This window comes from Corynebacterium sp. HMSC061H03, assembly GCF_001838215.1.
Taxonomy (GTDB): Bacteria; Actinomycetota; Actinomycetes; order Mycobacteriales; family Mycobacteriaceae; genus Corynebacterium; species Corynebacterium jeikeium_D.
This window is the reverse complement of sequence record NZ_KV836048.1, coordinates 98509-117607: the sequence shown is the minus strand read 5'-3', so window position 1 is coordinate 117607 and position 19099 is coordinate 98509. Positions and strand designations below refer to the sequence as shown.

Annotated in this window: 17 protein-coding genes; 11 read left to right on the top strand and 6 right to left on the bottom strand. The window is 59.4% G+C overall.

The window, feature by feature from the left end:
- Nucleotides 1-23 precede the first annotated feature (23 nt).
- Nucleotides 24-1844, bottom strand: a complete 1821-nt coding sequence (locus tag HMPREF2787_RS01070) for a cell division protein PerM (RefSeq protein WP_070858144.1) — start codon at nt 1842-1844, stop codon at nt 24-26.
- 529 nt (nt 1845-2373) lie between these two features.
- Between HMPREF2787_RS01070 and HMPREF2787_RS01065 the strand changes: the two genes are divergently transcribed.
- Nucleotides 2374-3081 carry a M23 family metallopeptidase gene (locus tag HMPREF2787_RS01065; protein WP_083300229.1) on the top strand — a complete coding sequence of 236 codons (708 nt, stop codon included), beginning with the start codon at nt 2374-2376 and terminating at the stop codon, nt 3079-3081.
- 152 nt (nt 3082-3233) lie between these two features.
- Complete coding sequence (locus tag HMPREF2787_RS01060; RefSeq protein WP_049190290.1) at nt 3234-3725, top strand: hotdog fold domain-containing protein; 492 nt, start codon at nt 3234-3236, stop codon at nt 3723-3725.
- A 67-nt stretch (nt 3726-3792) separates the two neighbouring features.
- Here HMPREF2787_RS01060 and HMPREF2787_RS01055 read toward each other — a convergent pair whose 3' ends face one another.
- Entirely contained in the window at nt 3793-6492 is a 2700-nt protein-coding gene (locus HMPREF2787_RS01055; protein ID WP_070858143.1) for a UvrD-helicase domain-containing protein, read from the bottom strand.
- A gap of 65 nt (nt 6493-6557) precedes the next feature.
- Between HMPREF2787_RS01055 and HMPREF2787_RS01050 the strand changes: the two genes are divergently transcribed.
- Complete coding sequence (locus tag HMPREF2787_RS01050; RefSeq protein ID WP_005509925.1) at nt 6558-6932, top strand: chorismate mutase; 375 nt, start codon at nt 6558-6560, stop codon at nt 6930-6932.
- Between the two features lie 22 nt (nt 6933-6954).
- Here HMPREF2787_RS01050 and HMPREF2787_RS01045 read toward each other — a convergent pair whose 3' ends face one another.
- Nucleotides 6955-8436 (bottom strand): NAD-dependent succinate-semialdehyde dehydrogenase, encoded by a 1482-nt coding sequence (locus HMPREF2787_RS01045; protein ID WP_070858142.1) that lies wholly within the window; start codon nt 8434-8436, stop codon nt 6955-6957.
- A 203-nt stretch (nt 8437-8639) separates the two neighbouring features.
- On the opposite strand from HMPREF2787_RS01045, the gene pgi reads away from it, so the two are divergent.
- The 5 genes from pgi to HMPREF2787_RS01020 all read left to right on the top strand — a co-directional run bounded on the left by pgi (nt 8640) and on the right by HMPREF2787_RS01020 (nt 12987).
- Nucleotides 8640-10277 carry a glucose-6-phosphate isomerase gene (pgi, locus tag HMPREF2787_RS01040; RefSeq protein WP_070858141.1) on the top strand — a complete coding sequence of 546 codons (1638 nt, stop codon included), beginning with the start codon at nt 8640-8642 and terminating at the stop codon, nt 10275-10277.
- A 168-nt stretch (nt 10278-10445) separates the two neighbouring features.
- Nucleotides 10446-11201 (top strand): 3'(2'),5'-bisphosphate nucleotidase CysQ, encoded by a 756-nt coding sequence (locus HMPREF2787_RS01035; protein WP_070858140.1) that lies wholly within the window; start codon nt 10446-10448, stop codon nt 11199-11201.
- Nucleotides 11202-11217: 16 nt separating this feature from the next.
- Nucleotides 11218-12054, top strand: coding sequence for a thymidylate synthase (locus HMPREF2787_RS01030; RefSeq protein WP_049190301.1), 837 nt, complete (start codon nt 11218-11220; stop codon nt 12052-12054).
- 23 nt (nt 12055-12077) lie between these two features.
- Entirely contained in the window at nt 12078-12608 is a 531-nt protein-coding gene (locus HMPREF2787_RS01025; protein WP_070603496.1) for a dihydrofolate reductase, read from the top strand.
- A gap of 100 nt (nt 12609-12708) precedes the next feature.
- Complete coding sequence (locus HMPREF2787_RS01020) at nt 12709-12987, top strand: mycoredoxin (protein ID WP_070603498.1); 279 nt, start codon at nt 12709-12711, stop codon at nt 12985-12987.
- A gap of 96 nt (nt 12988-13083) precedes the next feature.
- Here HMPREF2787_RS01020 and HMPREF2787_RS01015 read toward each other — a convergent pair whose 3' ends face one another.
- On the bottom strand, nt 13084-14493 hold the full coding sequence (locus HMPREF2787_RS01015) for an NAD(P)H-quinone dehydrogenase (protein WP_016422155.1): 1410 nt from the start codon (nt 14491-14493) through the stop codon (nt 13084-13086).
- Between the two features lie 75 nt (nt 14494-14568).
- Entirely contained in the window at nt 14569-15819 is a 1251-nt protein-coding gene (locus HMPREF2787_RS01010) for a M20 family metallopeptidase (protein WP_172620230.1), read from the bottom strand.
- A 172-nt stretch (nt 15820-15991) separates the two neighbouring features.
- Here HMPREF2787_RS01010 and HMPREF2787_RS10975 point away from each other — a divergent pair, with 172 nt between their 5' ends.
- On the top strand, nt 15992-16675 hold the full coding sequence (locus HMPREF2787_RS10975; RefSeq protein WP_141744775.1) for a hypothetical protein: 684 nt from the start codon (nt 15992-15994) through the stop codon (nt 16673-16675).
- Nucleotides 16676-16684: 9 nt separating this feature from the next.
- On the opposite strand, the gene upp is transcribed toward HMPREF2787_RS10975, so the two are convergent.
- Complete coding sequence (upp, locus tag HMPREF2787_RS00995; RefSeq protein ID WP_070858139.1) at nt 16685-17320, bottom strand: uracil phosphoribosyltransferase; 636 nt, start codon at nt 17318-17320, stop codon at nt 16685-16687.
- Between the two features lie 347 nt (nt 17321-17667).
- Between upp and HMPREF2787_RS00990 the strand changes: the two genes are divergently transcribed.
- Both HMPREF2787_RS00990 and HMPREF2787_RS00985 read left to right on the top strand, forming a co-directional pair.
- Nucleotides 17668-17988: a hypothetical protein gene (locus HMPREF2787_RS00990; protein WP_016422151.1), complete on the top strand. Its 321-nt coding sequence runs from the start codon at nt 17668-17670 to the stop codon at nt 17986-17988.
- Nucleotides 17988-19031, top strand: a complete 1044-nt coding sequence (locus HMPREF2787_RS00985) for a C40 family peptidase (protein ID WP_070429887.1) — start codon at nt 17988-17990, stop codon at nt 19029-19031. Before HMPREF2787_RS00990 ends, HMPREF2787_RS00985 begins: the two co-directional genes overlap by 1 nt.
- Nucleotides 19032-19099 lie beyond the last annotated feature (68 nt).

The following is a 19099-nucleotide window of genomic DNA, read 5'->3' as shown; positions in this document are numbered from 1 at the left end:
AATTCCGCTCCCCCTAAGTTGGCTTAGCTCTTTTCGCTTGACGACGGTTCCCCGTCGCCGCCCTCCTCCGAGTCTTCGGTGTCCTCATCGGATTCGTCCTCGTCGGTCGCATCTACTTCGCTCGACTCTTCTCCGCCTGCGGCGCTTTCCGAATCCTCTTCAGAGTCGTCCGATTCCTCAGCGTCTTCTGAAGTGTCTTCAGACTCAGCACCGGACTCTGATTCCTCCTCTGTGTCGGACTCGGCTTCGTCTTCGGAGGTCGCTACGACTTCCCCGTCGACAATCTCCTCCGACTCCTCCGAACCGTCCGCGTCATTGTCGGACTTGTCGGTATCGCCGGCATCCTCAGCCTCAGCATGACCGTTTCCATCTCCCGCAGGCTTCGGCGGGAACTTTTCTGCGGCCACTTCCGAGACTCCCTTGTCCCTACCAAGTGACGGCACACCGGTCATCGCAACAACCACGATGGCCCCCGGAACAAGCAGCCACATCGAGCCGAGCAGTCCAGTCAGCCACCAGGAGGCACCGGCCCACCCAAAGATGCCAACCTCACCGCCGAGCAGCCAAGCCAGCCCCATGAGGAAGATGATCGACCACACGGCAGCGAGAACGACGACCAGGTAGGGCTGCTTCGGTGCAGATTTCTTCAGGAATGCCACGACGCGCCAAGCCGCAACGGCTGGCGGTAGCACAATCAGCACTCCGAAAGCCCAGTGCACCAGCGACTGAGGCATGGCAGCCAAAATCGGCAGCGGTGGCAGCTGAGCCGGGTGCACTGCGAACAGCCCAGCCTCCGCTGGCCCAAACGTCGATTTTCCGCCCACCAGCACACCGACAGCACCGAAGGCCACATTCGGCAGGTACAGCAGCGAGAGGCCGCTGACCGCAACACTTTCACCGACGGTATCCGTGATTGCAAATGTCTCTGCCAGCAACTCTCGATGCCAAATCAGCGAAACGAGTGTCACCACAACACCGGCCAGCCACAGCCATGCCACGTAGCTGCCCGCCAGACGGGCCGACCCGAGCAACCACTCCGGCAGCTTCCGGCGCAGCAGTAGTGCACGCAGCAACCGCTGCCCCATTCCCAGCACCAAGGCCACGAGATTTACAAGCAGCGCGGCTGCAATCGCAAGGCCGAAACTAGGGGTCTGAACGCGGGGAAACACCTTCGACGCGTCGTAAAGCATGAGCCACGCGATGATGGTGAGAACAATGGGCGTGCCCAGATACGCGCCGACCAACGCGCGCACATCCTTGATGCTGATGCGGTCAGCGACCTCGCGGCGCACCTGCCAAGCGATGAATGCCACCATCAGCACTGCGGGTAGCGCCGGCGTGAGCCCCAGCGTCGTGCCGTTAAAGCGGAACGGGGCAAGGTTAAACATCATCCACAGCGACGCGATACTCGCTGGAAGCGGAGACATTCCAGCGCCGCTGACGATGACGCCAATCAGAGCTACCGAGATGATGAACAGCAATACGACGCCGTAAGAACCGGCAACAGACAGCCCAAACCGGCGTGTACGAGGCGAGTTAATGAAACGACGGAACCCCGAGGGGCGCCCCTTGCGTGACGACGTTCCGGAGCCCCCCGCTTTCATCTTCGTCGTGGCGCCTCGATTGCTGTCGGCACCGACGCTGCGCGCACCGCCAGTCCGACCGGCCTGCGTGTTCTGCCATGCGCGGGCAGTGCGCTCACTGTGCTCACTGCGGACGCTACGGGAACCACCGCCGCTGCCACCGGCACCGGTGCGGCTTCGCCGATTTCGATCGCTACCGGAGGAACCTCTCCGCGAATCCGCGCCTTTCACAGTGACATCGTCCTTCCCGCTTCTAATCATTGACAGCTGATTGCCCACCTATATAGATAGGGTGCCACGCAAGGGTGCGTCACAGCCATGGCCATATAGTGCCATACATACAACGCCTCTTTGTTTAGGCATTGCAGAGTCTAATTTGAAGGTACGGATCCCAGGACGGACGGTATCCGTTGAGTCCGATCTCCTCCGCTGTCCCCCCAAAGTGGCTTCGCCGTTGGTTTCCATTTGTCAACGTCGATGGGTTACCTTTTGTCACCCCCGCTACCACACCCTTAGTTCACCCGGAAACTACTTGCCGACCTCCCTACCCGCCCCCTCGATTAAGGGGCATCCGCCATAAAGCCCCTGGCAACACACCGGTTGCGCTTCACCGGATCCGCGATACAAGACAACAGCCCCACGGTCGCAGCACGGCTCTATTGAACTGAAACTGACAAATTAGTGAACAAGTTCTCTAAATATGAGTTGCTTGCCCTATATCGAACCGTTATTATCGCAGAAGTTAGATAACAGTTGGGTTACAAAGAGTTTCGTTGGCAGGGAGATTGAAGTGACGTTTTTCAATGCTCGTCGCGGAGGCGGAAAGCACCGCAAGGTAGAGGTTTCCGCAACTTCTCGCGCAGCACTGGTCGCGCTGTCCGCATCGACGATTGCTTCTTCCAACGCGGTCGCCCACGCAGCTGAGACCGAGAATAAGGCTCCGGAGAACTCAGCTTCGACTCAGACCCGCGCTGCTCAGCCGAAGAACAATGCTCCGATGGTGCTGGCCTCCAGCTCCTTCAATCCGAGCACTAACCTCAGCGACCACCTCGCTACGGCGTTGCAGTACAACCAGGAGCGCGTTGCTCGCGACCAGGCTGCCCGCGCTCCGAAGCTCTCCATCCCGACCGTGGGGCTGCTGACCTCACCGTTCGGTTCGCGCTGGGGCACTTTCCACTATGGTGTCGACCTGGCTAACGTCACCAACACCCCAATCATGTCCGTCATGGACGGCACTGTTATCGATGCAGGCCCGGCTCAGGGCTACGGTCAGTGGATCCGCGTTCGCCATGACGACGGCTCTGTTTCCGTCTACGGCCACATTGAGTCCATCTACGTTGCTGTCGGCGAAGCTGTCCGAGCTGGCCAGGTCATTGCTGGTATGGGTAACCGTGGCTTCTCCACCGGTACGCATCTCCACTTCGAGATTCACCCGGATGGCACCACCCCGGTCGACCCGGTGACCTGGTTCATCGAGCGTGGTCTGAACCTGAACTAATCAGGTATCGGCACAAATACGAGCAGGCCTGGCCGCTCTGCGAGGGCTCTACTTGTGCACTGTCCCCCTGTTTGACTGCGGCTGCAAGCCTCGTCTGATTAATTTTTCAGAAACCGACATCACCGCCGGTACTGGGGCTTTACTCTTGACACATGGCAGAGACTCAAACATTCCGCATGTGGAAGAAGTTGGCTGCGACTCCGGTCGTCGGCAAGCGTTTGTTTTCCTTAGCCGCCGCATTGACGGCGCCATATTTCCGCACGATCTGCCCCAAGTTAGAGACGATGCAGCCTGGACTGGCGGTAGCGCATATGCCCGCTTGGTGGGGCGTGCGTAATCACATTAAGTCCGTGCATGCGATTGCTGCGTGTAACCTCGCTGAGTTCGCGATGGGCATGCTCTGTGAGGCCAGCGTACCGACAACGCATCGCTGGGTTCCAAAGGGCATGACGACGAACTACAAGCGCATCTCCGTTGGTGGTCTGACGGCTGTGGCCAAGGCTGAGTTGCCGGACTTCTCCACCATCACACCGGAGACTGGCGGGGTAGATTTTCCCGTCCACATCGTGCTGACCGATGCCAACGGCACCGAAGTGCAAGATGCCACCATCAACTGCTGGGTGACGGCGAAGAAGCCTAAGTAGCCTCCACGCGATAGTGGCACGTGCACGGCCGCAGGTAGGGACGGCCAATCGGGCGGTGGTTGTTCTTTTACAACTTCTCCATGGGCACGCCGCCGATAAGCATCATGCGGACCTTACCTGCGGATCCAAAGTCAATCATCACAGTTGCCCGGGGCGCGGCCCCTTGGACCTCAAGCACAGTGCCTAAGCCGTACTTGTCGTGAACAACCTTGTCACCGGGCTCTAGGTGCAAGACCTGATTCTTCTTTCGGGATGACGCACCAGAGTTAGAGGATCCACCAGAGCCGAAGCCCGAGCTGGAACCGAAGCCCGACGAGGCACCATGGCCACGACCAAACGCGCTGCCTGCGCCGTAGCCACCAGAGCCGAAACCACCAGAACCGGAGCCCCAGCTTCGAGCCGGAGCCTCGCGCAGCCAATCGATCAGGTCGCTTGGGACTTCCCCCAGGAAACGTGAAGGCGGATTATTCTGCGGCGACCCCCACGAGGACCGAGTCACAGCGCGCGTGAGATACAGCTGCTTGCGAGCTCGGGTAATACCCACATAGGCCAGACGTCGCTCTTCAGCCAGCTCCTTCGGATCGCCCAGGGCGCGCAGGTGCGGGAACAGTCCGTCTTCCCAGCCAATGAGAAATACCACCGGAAACTCCAGGCCCTTGGCCGTATGTAACGTCATCAGTGTCACTACACCCGTGTCATCATCCGGAATCTGGTCCGCATCGGCGACCAGAGAAACTCGCTCGAGGAATGCCTGCAGACTTCCCGGTACCGCTTCCCCATCGTTGTCGAAGTCGGCCGCGAAATCACGCGCGAGGTCATTCGCGATTCCAGATTCCACCTCGGACTCGCCACTAGTATCAGTACCGCTTTCAGCATCAGCTGCAGCGCCAGAGCCTTCATTTACATCAGCGCTAATATCCACCGATGACATCATCCGCGCCTCTGCAGAGAACTCCCGCGCAACGCTGACGAGCTCATTGAGGTTGTCCAGGCGCGTGGCATCTTGCGGATCATTGGAGCGCTCGAGCTCCGACTTGTACCCACTGCGATCAATAATCGCGTTGACCAGATCACCGATATCGGCCAGTTCACCGGATGCCATATCCGCCGCCAAGCCATCAATCATCTCGACGAACGCCGCCATCGCGTTTCGACTCCGCGCCGCCACCGCCGGAACCTTGCCCTCCGCTACGGCACGTAGCGCCGTGCCGAACGAGCATCTCTCGTCCTCGGCATAGAGAGACACATGCGCCACCGCACGGTCACCGATTCCGCGGCGCGGCGTATTGATAATGCGACGCAGCGAAACATCATCGTCGAAGTTCTCGATAACGCGCAGGTAGGCGACAATATCGCGTACTTCCTTACGCTCATAAAACCTGGTGCCACCAACCACCGTGTACGGCACGCCCATACGAATGAAGACATCCTCTAGCGCACGAGAGGAATTATTGGTGCGGTAGAAAATCGCCACATCCGAATACGAGTACGGCCCGTAGTCGACCAATTGCTCAATCTCGTTAGCGATAAACCGAGCTTCATCGTGCTCATTGTCCGCTACGTAGCCCTTGATCTTGCCGCCCTCACCGAGATCGGTCCACAGCTTCTTCTCCCGGCGATTCTCATTCCGCGCAATCAACGCATTGGCCGCCGACAGAATCGTCTGCGTCGAGCGATAGTTTTGCTCCAGCAGAATCGACGTGGCCTCGGGATAGTCCTTTTCAAACTCTTCAATATTTCGAATAGTCGCACCACGGAAGGCATAAATGGACTGGTCCGAATCGCCCACCACACACAGCTCACTCGGAGGCACATCTCCACCGGGTTTGCCGACGAGCGTCGAGACCAAAACATACTGCGCATGGTTGGTGTCCTGGTACTCATCCACCAACACATGCCGGAAGCGGCGACGGTAATACTCTGCAACCTGCGGGTGATTGGTGAAAATCCGAACGACCTCACCGATTAGATCGTCAAAGTCCACGGCATTAGCCGCCCGCAGCCTGGTCTGGTACTCCAGGTAAACCCGTGCAACAACATCATCAAAAGGATTGCGCGTCGTCGAGGCATCCGCGAGGGCCTTCTCCGGGTCAATCAACTCATTCTTGAGATTGGAGATACGCGACGAGAGCACGCGGCCCGTGAACTTCTTGGCATCCAGGTCCATGTCCTTAGCGATCATGGACAGCAAACGCCGGGAGTCGTCCGAATCATAAATAGAGAAATTGGAATTAAGCCCCGGTACTAGCGCATGCTGCATGCGCAGTATGCGCACACACATGGAGTGGAACGTGGACACCCACATACGCTGCGCCTGGTCACCGACCAGACCGGCCACACGCTCGCGCATCTCGGCAGCGGCCTTATTGGTAAAGGTAATAGCCAAAATTTGGCTTGGCAGCACTCCACGCGCACCGATTAGGTATGCAACCCTGCGCGTCAGCACAGACGTCTTTCCCGAACCAGCTCCAGCCACAATCAACAGTGGTGAACCAATGTGCTCCACTGCTTGGCGCTGCTGCGGATTAAGCCCCTCTAGCAGCGACTCTGAATCAAAACTGGGCTCGAAGCCGCCGCCAAAACCGCCGCCAAAGCTGGCAGCGCCACTCGGCGCGCTATTGCTACCAGCGCCGGCGAAGTGGCCGAAACCACCGCGGCCAGGCGTAGCACCGCCCGACTCACCGTGGTTCGAACCAGCATGGCTATCGCCACTGCGGCCATCGTCAGCATTGAAGGACCCGAACAGCATTCCAGTTTCATTTCCCATGATGGCTACTACAGTAGCCGAGCCCCCGGATTGGACTGTTCGAATCCTTTGGCACAATAAGAACTATGAGCGAAAACCCTGCGGACACTCCCGCCGCACACACCGATAACACCGACGGCGCTGAGCACAGCCAGCAAGCTGCGGCAGTATCCCCTTTTGAAGTCCGCACCCCCACCGGCACCGATGACCCATTGAGCTCCGCGGAGATCGAACAGTACCGCAAGGAAATCAACCGCCTTGACGGGCTGATTATCGATGCCATTCAACGCCGCACCGCAATCAGTAAGGCCGTCGGCAAAACCCGCCTGGGATCTGGCGGCACACGTCTCGTGCACGGCCGAGAGGTGCAGATCATCAACGAGTTCCGCGACGCACTTGGCCCAGAGGGCCCGGCGATCGCGTCGGCGCTGCTGCGCATGGGACGCGGTCGCCTGGGCTAACCCTCGCCAGCTACTCGCCCGTCTAGCCTTCCAGGGAAATCAGCTTTTCCTCTAGGAACTCATCGATACCGGTGAAGCCACCCTCGCGTCCAAGGCCGGACTGCTTGACACCACCGAACGGCGCCGACGGGTCCGACAGCGATCCCTTATTGACCGCAACCATGCCGGACTCCAACGCCTCTGCCGCACTAAGCGCCTTGGTCAGGTTCTCACTGAACACATACGCAGCCAGGCCAAAGATGGTGTCATTTGCCTGCTCAATCGCACGGTCGTTGTCCGTGAAGGTCGTCACCGCAACCACTGGACCGAAAATCTCTTCGCGGACAATATCCGCATCCTCGGGCACATCGGTCAGAACTGTGGGCTCGAAGAAGTAGCCGTCGGAAAGCGCGCCGCCGAGATCTGGGATCTTGCCGCCGCACTCGACCTTCGCACCGCGCTTGATCGCATCATCAACCAGATCACGAACCTTTTCCTGCTGATCGCGCAGCGCGAGTGGCCCAAGGTCCGTCGCAGGGTCGGTACCCTCGCCCAACTTCAGTTCCGCAAAACGCTTGACGACGCCCTCGACGAACGCATCCTTCTTGGCTTCATGAACAATAAAGCGATTCGGGGCGATGCACACCTGGCCGCCATTGCGGAGCTTGGCGTCACTGACTGCCTGCACAGCCTTTTCGACATCGCCATCAGAGAGAATGACAAACGGAGCATTTCCGCCGAGTTCAAGGGAGACTTTCATCGAGGTCTCCGCGGCCTTCGCAGCGAGCATCTGGCCAACTTCGGTGGAACCGGTGAAAGTGAACTTGCGCAGGCGGTCATCGGAAAGCAGGGCCGAAACGTTGGCTGAGTGTCCTGTTGGCAGCACGGAGATCACGCCTGCGGGGACACCGGCCTCGATAAGCAGTTTGCCCAGGTAGAGCATGGTCAGCGGAGTTTTGGACGCGGGCTTAATAATGACCGGGCAGCCGGCGGCGAGTGCCGGGGCGATCTTGCGGGCACCCATAGCCAGCGGGAAATTCCACGGCGTAATAGCCAAAACCGGGCCGACCGGCTGCTTAATCACCGCGACGCGCGAGGTTCCGCTCGGAGCAATCCGGTAATCGCCGGAGATACGCACGGCCTCCTCAGCGAACCAACGGAAAAACTCGCCACCGTAGCCGACCTCGGCCTTGGAATCCGGCAGCGCACGGCCCATCTCCAGGGACTGCAGCTGGGCCAACTTGTCTGCATCCCGACGGATGAGTTCAAATGCGCGGTAAAGAATCTCGCTGCGCTTGCGGGGCGGGGTTGCCTTCCACTCCTTCTGGGCGGCGACGGCGTCGTCAAGCGCCCGCTTCGCGTCCTCTTCAGTGGCAGAAGCGACCTTGACCAGCGGATTATCTGTGGCGGGATTAATTACGTCGAAGGTCTCGCCATTCGACGCAGGACGGAACTCACCGCCGAGGAGAAGACCCGTGGGGACGTCTTTGAGGATGTTGTCGTAATCGGGAGTGAAATCAGTCATATTTTCCAGGGTAGGTGCCTTTGCTGAAGCGGGCTAGGGGCTCGTAGGTGGCGGATGGGGCGACGCATAAGCACAGCGGACTCGAGTTGCTGGCAGATTGTGGTCACGCCTGGTCGAATCCAGCCGCCCGGCGAGAGCGCCAAAACGCAACTAGTCTGGGGATGTATAAAGTGCATTTCGTCAAAAATTACCTGGGAGCAGGAATGACTGTAGATATCACTGGAACCGAGCAGTGGGCTCAGCTGGCTAAGCGCGTGGACAACGTCTGCGGCACCTCGCTGCGTGAGCTCTTCGCAACTGAAGAAGGCCGCGCTGAGAAGCTGACTTTCGATGCTGGCACTCTCCACGTTGACCTCTCCAAGAACTTGATGTGCCTCGACGGTTTTGCCGAGCTGGTTGAGCTCGCTCGTGCAGCTGGAATCGAAGAAGCACGCGAGAAGATGTTCCGCGGTGACAAGATCAACACCACTGAAAACCGCTCCGTGCTGCACACAGCGCTGCGCCTGCCAGCAGAGGAAAATCTGACCGTCGGCGGCCAGGATGTCGCTGCCGACGTGCATGAGGTGCTCGGCCGCATGCGCGATTTCGCTCGCAGCCTCCGCAGTGGAGACTGGCTGGGATACACGGGTCACACTATTAAGACTGTGGTCAACATCGGCATCGGTGGCTCCGACTTGGGCCCGGCAATGGTGACCAAGGCGCTGCGCACCTATGCCACTGCCGGCATTGATGCCCGCTTTGTCTCTAATGTTGACCCATCTGACCTGCAGGCGGTTCTGGATGAGGTCGATCCGGAGTCCACGCTGTTTATTGTCGCTTCCAAGACCTTCACCACGCAGGAGACGCTCTCCAACGCTCACGCAGCTCGCCGCTGGCTTATCCAGCAACTGGGTAGCGAAGAAGCCGTCGCCAAGCACTTCGTTGCCGTTTCCACGAATGCCGAAAAGGTCGCCGAATTCGGCATCGACACTGAGAACATGTTTGGCTTCTGGGACTGGGTCGGCGGCCGCTACTCCGTCGACTCCGCCATCGGCCTGTCCATCATGGCCGTCGTTGGCCCGATGGACTTCATGCGCTTCCTGCAGGGCTTCCGAGCAATGGATGAGCACTTCCTCAACGCTCCGCTGGAGCAGAACGTGCCGGTACTGATGGGCATGCTGAATGTCTGGTACTCAAACTTCCTCGACGCCCAGTCGCATGCCGTACTGCCCTACTCCGAGGATCTCTCTCGCTTCCCGGCGTACCTTCAGCAGCTCACCATGGAATCGAACGGTAAGTCCGTGCGTACCGACGGCAAGAGGGTGGACTACAACACCGGAGAAATCTTCTGGGGTGAGCCGGGAACGAACGGCCAGCACGCTTTCTTCCAGCTTCTTCACCAGGGAACTCGCCTGGTTCCGGCTGACTTCATCGGCTTTGCCCGCCCACGCCAGGATCTGCCGACGGCATCTGGCGAAGGTTCCATGCACGACCTGCTGATGAGTAACTTCTTCGCACAGACCAAGGTGCTGGCCTTCGGTAAGACCGCAGAAGAAATTCGCGCAGAGGGCATTGCAGAGGAGCTCGTGGAGCACAAGGTCATGCCGGGTAACCGTCCGACTACGACCATCATGGCTGAGGAACTGACCCCGGACGCTGTCGGTGCGCTGATTGCACTTTACGAGCACATTACTTTTGTCGAGGGCATTGTCTGGGGCCTGAACTCCTTCGACCAGTGGGGCGTCGAGCTGGGCAAGCAGCAGGCTGGTGACCTGTTGCCTGCAGTTACCGGTGAAGTGGCGCCTGATTCTGGCGACGCTTCTACCGATGCGCTGCTGACGTGGTACCGCGACAAGCGCTAACGTCTTCTGGCCAATTGGCCTAGATAGCTAAGAGTCCGCCTTCGGCTTGAACTGATTCTCGCTGCGGGCGGACTTTTGTTATTTATATGACCATTCGGTTGCGGTGAGGATGGGGCGCGGCATCCCGTCGTAAAGCAGGGTCGGGAAAAAGCGAATAGTATCTAAGTCATGTCTGCCTACATTGAAGATGATGTTCTTGCCTATCGACTTGCCGTGGGCGCCAGTGAAATTCTCAAGGGTGTCCGCAACGTAGGCCTGCTGCGTGGCCGCATTCTGGGAGATGCCGGCGACGCACTGGCACAGGAGTGGATTGCCCGCGTACTAGAGCAGCACCGTCCGGACGACGGACTGCTGTCGGAGGAAGCCGCGGATAACCGTGAGCGCCTGGACTCAAAGCGGGTGTGGATTATTGACCCACTCGATGGCACGCGTGAGTTCGCTTCGGGGCGCCAGGACTGGGCAGTTCATGTCGCTCTAGTAGAGGACGGTCAGCCGACCCACGCTGCTGTTGGTCTGCCGGATCACGGCCAGGTTTTCCACACGGGTGAGGCCAAGGCTGTCCAGGGGCCGCGTGCGGGCAAGATTGTCGTATCGCGTACTCGCCCACCGGCTGTGTCGAAGTACGTCGCTGACAAGCTAGGCATGGAGCTGGTGGAGATGGGCTCCGCTGGTGCGAAGGCAATGCACGTGCTGCTCGGTGACTACGACGCCTACATCCACGACGGTGGTCAGTACGAGTGGGACTCGGCAGCGCCGGTTGGTGTCGCTAAGTCCGCAGGACTTTTTGTCAGCCGCCTAGACGGCTCCGCGCCGACCTACAATAATGTCGATACTTTCCTGCCGGATATGCTGTTCTGCCGACCGGACCTGTCGGAGGAGATTCTGGCACTGGTGAAGGAATTCAAGGATCAAGAGCAGAAGTAGGTAAGCTAGGGCGGCTATGACCGACTCCACTGACATCACGACACAGGCTCATCAGGGCATTAAGACTCCGTACGAGGATTTGCTGCGCGAAATTCTCGCTGACGGAGCAGCTAAATCAGACCGCACTGGCACGGGCACTCGCTCAGTGTTCGGCCGCCAGCTACGCTTTGATCTGAGCGAGGGCTTCCCACTGATCACCACTAAGAAGGTGCACCTGAAGTCCATCGTGTACGAGCTGTTGTGGTTCCTCCGCGGCGATTCGAACGTCCGGTGGCTCCAGGATCATGGGGTGACTATTTGGGATGAGTGGGCAGACGACAACGGCGACCTCGGCCCGGTCTATGGCGTGCAGTGGCGCTCCTGGCCCACTCCAGATGGGCACCACATCGACCAGATTGCACAGGCGCTGGAGACACTGAAGTCCAACCCGGATAGCCGCCGCAACATCGTCAGCGCCTGGAATGTTTCCGAGATTTCCAATATGGCGCTGCCGCCGTGCCATCTGCTGTTCCAGTTCTACGTCGCGGATGGCAAGCTCAGCTGCCAGCTCTACCAGCGCAGCGCGGACATGTTCCTGGGCGTGCCGTTTAACATCGCTTCCTATGCACTGTTGACGCACATGATGGCGCAGCAGGCGGGCTTGGATGTTGGTGAGTTCATCTGGACCGGTGGTGATTGCCACATCTACGACAACCACATTGAACAGTGCGAACTGCAGGTCTCCCGTGAGCCACGCCCCTACCCCACGCTGAAGCTTCGGAAGGCCGACAGCATTTTCGACTACGCTTACGAGGACATTGAGGTCATCGGCTACGACCCGCATCCTCTGATTCGCGGTCAGGTGGCTGTCTAAGTCAGCGAAAGGTGAGTGTCGACATGAACGAGTCCACCGCTTCCACCAGCGCAAGGCCCCCATTTGTAGGGATGATTTGGGCGCAGTCTCGGGCCGGCATTATCGGCGACGGTGCGACTATGCCCTGGCATCTGCCTGAAGATCTTCAGCATTTCAAAACAACAACGATGGGCGCACCGGTCATCATGGGGCGTCGCACGTGGGACTCGCTGAATCCCAAGTTCCGACCACTCCCCGGTCGTCGAAACATCGTCCTTTCACGCTCCGTGTCCGATTTCCCCGGCGCCGAGTCCGCAACCAGCCTCGAAGCCGCGCTCGCAGCCGTCGCCGACGCGCCCGCGGCTTGGATTATCGGAGGCGGGCGTGTCTATCGCGATGCACTTTCGCTTGCCGACGAATGCGTGGTCACCGACATTGATACTGATGTCAGCGTCCCGGTACCAGTCATGGCTCCCGACCTCTACGACTGGGTTCGCGTCGAGGATGGCCCGTGGCAGACGTCAACGACCGGCCTACGCTACCGCTTCTGCACGTGGCGGCGTCTAGAGGATTAGCGCTTGGAAGCCTGTCCAGCAAAGCTCTGAGGCGTGACTACTGCCCGGCGAAAGTATTGCGCAATGGAATATCGGCCTTGGTCCGCGCGTTGACCTAAGTATGACTGATGTGAAGACTCCACAGACCACCGAACACGTGACCATTTACGCTGCAGCCTGGTGTCCTTTCTGCCAGAACCTTATTGCTGGCCTGAAGGAAAACGGCACTCCGTTTGAGGCCTGGGATGTCGAAAAGCACGACGACCTTTCGAAGTGGGTTGAGTCCGTCAATGATGGCAACCGCGTTGTTCCGACCGTGCTGTACTCCGATGGTGTGCACGCCACGAATCCGTCGGTTGAGGAAGTCACCGCTAAGTACGCTGAACTCTCCGGCAAGTAGTTAAAAGCTAAGTAATTAAAAAGCCGAACCCCACTTTCGGGTTCGGCTTTTTACGTTCACGCGCGACCGGTCATGCTGCCAGTCGCGATACCAGCATTAGTCCAGATCGTCGTGTGCCATCAGCTGACGAGCAGCCTCAGTAATCGAGCCAGACAGTGACGGGTAGACAGAGAAGGAGCTTGCCAGGTCATCGACGGTGAGCTGGTTGGAAACACATACCGCAATTGGCAGAATCAGCTCCGAGGCGGTGGGAGCGACCACCACACCACCGATAATCATGCCGGAGTTCTTACGGCAGAACAGCTTGACAAAACCGTGGCGCAGCGAGCGCATCTTCGCACGCGGGTTACCTGCCAGTGGGAAAACCTCAACGCGAGCGGAGACCTCACCGGACTCAATCTGAGCCTGGGAAACACCGACAGTCGCAATCTCCGGGCGGGTGAACACTGCCGATGAAACAGTGCGCAGGCGAATCGGAGATACGCCTTCACCGAGGGCGTGGTACATCGCAATACGGCCCTGCATAGCTGCAACGGAAGCCAGCGGGAACAAGTCAGTGCAGTCACCGGCAGCGTAGATACCCGGCACGTTGGTACGGGAAACACGGTCAACGTGAATATGGCCAGACGGAGTCAGTTTTACGCCGCTGGCTTCCAGTCCCATATCCGCGGTGTTCGGAATCGAACCGACGGTCATCAACGCGTGGGAACCGAAGACCTCACGGCCGTCGGAAGTGACGACGCGAACGCCGCCGTCCTCCGTGCGTTCGACAAGATCACAGCGGGCGTTCTTAACAACGTCCACACCGCGCTCCAGTAGGACTTCCTCTAGGGCATCTGCAGCGTCGGCATCCTCGTGCGGCAGGATGCGATCACGCGAGGCGACCATGGTGACCTTCACACCCAGCTCGGTGAACGAGGATACGAACTCAGCACCAGTCACACCGGAACCGACCACAATGAGGTGCTCCGGCAGCTCCTCCAGTTCGTAGACCTGACGCCAGGTCAGAATACGGTCACCATCAGGAATCGCACCCGGCAGAATGCGCGGGGACGCACCGGTGCTGACCAGCACCAGGTCGGCTTCAAGAGTGACCTCGCCGCCCTCGAGCAAGTCAACGGTGACGTAGTGAGTTACACGGCCCGGGTCGTGGTCATCGAGACGACCACGGCCCTGCAGCATCTTGATGCCCTCACGCTCCATCTGCGCGCGAACATCGTCGGACTGCTGCTGTGCCAGGCGCTTAACGCGCTCGTTGACCGCAGTGAAGTCGATTTTGCGCTGGGAGAAGTCCGGACGCAGACCCATCTCGTCCGCACGGCGCATATCGGTACGAACGCCCGTCGCCGCGATGAAGGCCTTAGAGGGAACGCAATCCCACAGGACGGAAGAACCGCCCATCCCGGCATCCTCAACCACAGTGACTTCAGCACCGTACTTGGCACCAACCAGCGCTGCTTCGTAGCCGGCTGGGCCGCCGCCAATGATTACGATCCTCTGTGCCACAAATCCTCCAAAGTTGCCGTGGATATCACAATGTAATTACCGCGGGAGGCATTTTCCCCGCTTTGCCCCCATAGTCTAACGGACAGTCATGGTTGACTGCGCGCCGTCCTCGTAGCGAGCAACAATGCCAGCGAAGAGTTTCACACCAACGCCCAGGCAACGCTCGTCCACGATTAGGTCATCTCGGTGCAAATCGTGCTTGTCTCCGCGACCGGACCAGCAGCCCAAGCGGGCCATCGCGCCCGGGACGTGCTCGAGATACCAACCGAAATCCTCGCCACCGGACGACTGTGGGGCCTGAATGACAGCATTCTCGTCCACTCGTCGCACTGCTTCCGCAATCAGGGCGGTGCAGTATTCGTCGTTAAGCACAGGCGGCACGCCACGCTCGTAATTGATGGTGCACTCGGCGCCGGTCGGAGCGAGGACTTGTTCAATGAGTTCGCGGACCAGTGGATCGATGTCGCGCCAGGTCTTGATGTCCGCGGTGCGCAGGGTGCCGCTGACGCTGCCTTCCGACGGAATCGCGTTGTGCGCATACCCGGAGTGCACGGAACCGAACGTGAGCACGGTGCCGGTGCGCGGGTCGACGCGTCGCGACAGTAATCCGGGCAAATCGACAATCAATTTGCCCAGTGCATAGACAACATCGGCTGTCATCTGCGGACGGGAGGTATGCCCGCCCGGGCCATGCACCTGAATCTCCAGCGTGTCGGCCGCAGAGGTGATGGCACCTGTTCGAACGCCGACGTGACCTACGCGCAGCTTCGGCTCACAATGGACGGCAAAAATACGCTCAACGCCATTGAGCGCACCGGCAGCGATAACCTCGGGTGCACCGCCAACCATGACCTCCTCGGCGGGTTGGAAAATGAAACGCAGCGGCGTCGGCAACGTGTGCTTTTCGTGGTACTCAGCCATAGCCAGTGCCGTCGCGAGCGTGATCGCGGTGTGGAAATCATGCCCGCAGGCATGCATGACGCCGTCATTGGTGCTGGCAAACTCCAGCCCCGTGCTCTCTGTAATTGGAAGCGCGTCGATATCACCGCGGAAAGCGAGACGTCCCGGGAGTTCACCTCCGGCTTCGCTACCGGCGAGTTCGTCTTCACCAATGTCGACCATCAGGCCGGTGTTGGGAAACAGCACTGGTTTCAGCCCTGCAGCACGCAGCTTCTCCTCCACAAAAGCCGTGGTGGCGTGCTCCATGTGAGATAGCTCTGGGTGCGCATGAAGATGCCGCCGCCACTCGAGAATCTCGTTCGCGTGCTCGGCCCACCAGTGCTTAATAAACTCCTCAATCACAACTCTCCAGTGTAAGCGCTCCATCGACAGGCCGTAACAAGAGGCCTACCGACGACTGCGCCAGCGACAGCAGTGGCCGGCAAGCGCTTGAATGTCAGCGCCAGACGTACGCATGACCAGGAGTCACTTCTTTAACTTTGGCCTCTTCAATTATCAGATGTTTCACATTTTGAGGAAGTCTGCGATGATAATAGGCATGTCCGGCAATGGCACACCTAAGTCTCTCAGCATCCCCATCATCATCGTGGCCACCGCACTCGTGGTCGTCATCGGCATCGCCATCGGCCTGTCGCTGAACAATAGTGATGAGCCCCAGCGTCCGGAGGTCCCCTCCTCCTCGCAGCCGACGTCGCCCAGTTCGACACCGCCGTCCTCGACGAGTTCGACTTCTACGAGCAAGACGACCACCACGACCACAACTACGTCGAAGTCCTCCGAGACGTCGTCAAGCACGCCGAGCACTTCGACATCGTCCTCGTCGTCGACGCCGAGCACCACGTCTTCGCCATCCACGACGACGAGCTCAGAGCCGACATCAGCTCCGGAGGGGCAGGACTTCGGCACTGGCCGCTCCGACCTAGACGGCCTGGGCTTCGTGGGCAGCTCCGCACGCTGCGACAACGGTGACCGCGCCTTTGCTGTTATCGCCGCTGAACAGGGAATTAAGGCTGCTGCTTGTGAGACGCGCTCCGGCGAGAAGTACTACCGCTCGGATACACCACAGGGTTCCGGATCGATGGACATCATCGTCGATGAGGGCGACCGCGTTGTTGCACAAAACGGCTCGTACAAGTACCAGATGTCCCCCGACGGAGTTCTTGTGACCAAGGACAACGAGGTCGTCAAGAAGTACGCGGCAGAAGCCTGGGGAACTGCCTAAGAGATCAATTTAAAGATCAATGTTGCGGGGACCGTAGAGGCGGTCGCCCGCATCTCCCAACCCCGGCACGATGTAGGCATCCTCGTTAAGATCCGGGTCCACCACTGTGATGACAAGACGCACCGGGAAACCGGATTCCTTCAAGGCGTCGACACCCTGCTGTGCGGAAATGATGCACACGGCCGTGATGTTGTCCGCGCCGCGATCCACCAACAGCTTCAGGGCATGCAGCAGTGAACCGCCGGTTGCCAGCATTGGGTCGACCAGGAAGACAGTGCGCCCGGACAGATCCTCCGGTAGCGCCTCGAGGTACGGCACCGGCTCATGGGTTTCCTCATTACGAGCCAAGCCAATAAAGCCCACCTGCGCATCCGGAATCATCGACAGCGACGGATCAATCATGCCAAGACCCGCACGAATGACGGGAACAATAATCGGCGGATCCTGCAGACGGTAACCCGGCGCGGTAGTGATTGGGGTCTGAACATCGAAGTTATCGACGGGCAGCTCCCGGCTTGCCTCGTAAATCAGCATTGCGCCCAGATCGGCGAGTGCCGCACGGAAGCCCGCGTTATCAGTGCGCGCGTCGCGCAGAATGGTCAAACGTGACTGTGCCAAGGGATGGTTGACAACGGTAATCTCCATGCCTTCCAAAATACATTGCTTTGCTTTTGCTGCTCTGGTGCCGGCAAAAGCAAATTTCTGAAAACGCGTTCCCCAAAAAATATGGAACCGAATCGGCCTTTTTCGCGCCTAACAATACGAGGGCTATTTACTGCGCCCTATTTGCACAAGTCCGCCTACTACCAAACCACTTGCCACTCAGTCGCCGTCCGAACCCCGCTAGCCGTTCTGCCACAGCACTGAGTGTTGAACCACACGCGAATTTCCTAGAGAGGCCGTCAACATTGTCCCGTCCATCACCACACAGTTCCCACAGCCAATCGTTTCTCTCTCCGACCACTAGCGGGAATGACTCAGTCTTTACGCTGGTGCCAGAGCTGATTTCTGCCGATGCCACGCGCCTTGACGCGTTGTCGCAGCAGGTCAGCGGCGCTGACTTGGGCATCAGCGCACTGCTCTCGCTTGGCGACGTCCCGTTTGCTGGGCCCTTCTGTCACGCTGCAGCCACTGCTCTACAGCACCAACACGAGCATGTAGCTGAGCTGAATGAGTACGGCACCAGCGCTGCTCGTGCACTGAACGCTCTTGTCTCTGCGGTGTCCACTGCTGAAGATGCCGGCGCATATGCGCTGCAGTCCATCTCACCGAAAATGGGAGCCGTTGCAACTCGCGGAATGGGCGGTGCGTGATGCTTCCCACCAATCTACTTACGGAGGTCCCCACCGCGATTGCACAACAGCTAAGTCCTGCCATCGCACCCGCACTGGCAGGACTTGCTGGGGCCGCAATACCCGCCGCGAGTACCGCCTGGCGCTCAGTGGCAGATTCCGTTGACCGCAACTGGGGCGATGGTGCTGGTTCCGGAGCAGGGGCCGCGGGAACAAGTCTCAAACGGGCTGCAAATGCGGCAGCCGACTTGGAAACTCGCGCCGGAACCATTGACAGTGACATTGCCAAGGGGCTGGCCGCAGTAATGTCAGCGGCCACTGATTTGGCCCGGATTGCCATGGATTTTGTCACTTCCGCCATGGGCTCGTTGACTGCGACGGCTGCGGGGCCCGCTGGTCTCGCCGCGACCGGCGCCAGCCTAGCCTCAGCGGCCAGTTCCGCGATCTCCCAGGCCATTGCGCGGCTCATGAAACTCGAGCAAGAACTGCGACCTCTGGTGCAGTCGCTGATACAGCAAGCGAGTACCGCGGTGGACACCCCTACCCCACCTCACTCGGCACAGTTGGAGGCCCCAGGTATCACTCAAGCCGCCCTCGCTTCTACGTCTACGAACACCCCAGGTTCGGCTAGCGCTACCGACGCTGCAGATGGTTCGGAGGCGTCGTCCGATTCGGGCAGCGCGCCGGTACCTGCGGATGCTGGAGCTGGCGCGCCCACACCAGAGGCCCAAGCTGCGGTGAAGGCTGCACTCAGTGCCGTCGGAACGCCCTATGGTTGGGGCGGAAATACTCCGGGGCAGGCGCTCGATTGTTCAGGCTTAACGCACTGGGCCTACGGGCAAGCTGGTGTTGATATTCCCCGCACGGCAGAAGCACAGGCCGTCGGCAGACAGGTGAGCCAGGATGAACTGCTACCTGGCGATCTTGCAGTGTGGGACGGCCATGTCGCCATGGTTATCGGTGACGGAAAGATGGTCGAAGCGGGCGATCCGGTGCAGGTAAACCCCGTGCGTACGACCAACATCGGCATGCCGTTTAAGGGGTTCTACCGTCCGACCGGATAGTGCGGTGGGTATCTGCGTCGTAAAACTTCTAAGATAGGAATACGCAAACTTGCCACCCGTGGGGGCGC

Bases quoted from the DNA above. Each gene is read 5' to 3' on its own strand.
- HMPREF2787_RS01070 (WP_070858144.1), bottom strand. From the start codon at position 1,844: ATGATTAGAAGCGGGAAGGACGATGTCACTGTGAAAGGCGCGGATTCG.
- HMPREF2787_RS01060 (WP_049190290.1), top strand. From the start codon at position 3,234: ATGGCAGAGACTCAAACATTCCGCATGTGGAAGAAGTTGGCTGCGACT.
- HMPREF2787_RS01055 (WP_070858143.1), bottom strand. From the start codon at position 6,492: ATGGGAAATGAAACTGGAATGCTGTTCGGGTCCTTCAATGCTGACGAT.
- HMPREF2787_RS01050 (WP_005509925.1), top strand. From the start codon at position 6,558: ATGAGCGAAAACCCTGCGGACACTCCCGCCGCACACACCGATAACACC.
- HMPREF2787_RS01045 (WP_070858142.1), bottom strand. From the start codon at position 8,436: ATGACTGATTTCACTCCCGATTACGACAACATCCTCAAAGACGTCCCC.
- pgi (WP_070858141.1), top strand. From the start codon at position 8,640: ATGACTGTAGATATCACTGGAACCGAGCAGTGGGCTCAGCTGGCTAAG.
- HMPREF2787_RS01035 (WP_070858140.1), top strand. From the start codon at position 10,446: ATGTCTGCCTACATTGAAGATGATGTTCTTGCCTATCGACTTGCCGTG.
- HMPREF2787_RS01030 (WP_049190301.1), top strand. From the start codon at position 11,218: ATGACCGACTCCACTGACATCACGACACAGGCTCATCAGGGCATTAAG.
- HMPREF2787_RS01025 (WP_070603496.1), top strand. From the start codon at position 12,078: ATGAACGAGTCCACCGCTTCCACCAGCGCAAGGCCCCCATTTGTAGGG.
- HMPREF2787_RS01020 (WP_070603498.1), top strand. From the start codon at position 12,709: ATGACTGATGTGAAGACTCCACAGACCACCGAACACGTGACCATTTAC.
- HMPREF2787_RS01010 (WP_172620230.1), bottom strand. From the start codon at position 15,819: ATGGAGCGCTTACACTGGAGAGTTGTGATTGAGGAGTTTATTAAGCAC.
- HMPREF2787_RS10975 (WP_141744775.1), top strand. From the start codon at position 15,992: ATGTCCGGCAATGGCACACCTAAGTCTCTCAGCATCCCCATCATCATC.
- upp (WP_070858139.1), bottom strand. From the start codon at position 17,320: ATGGAGATTACCGTTGTCAACCATCCCTTGGCACAGTCACGTTTGACC.
- HMPREF2787_RS00985 (WP_070429887.1), top strand. From the start codon at position 17,988: ATGCTTCCCACCAATCTACTTACGGAGGTCCCCACCGCGATTGCACAA.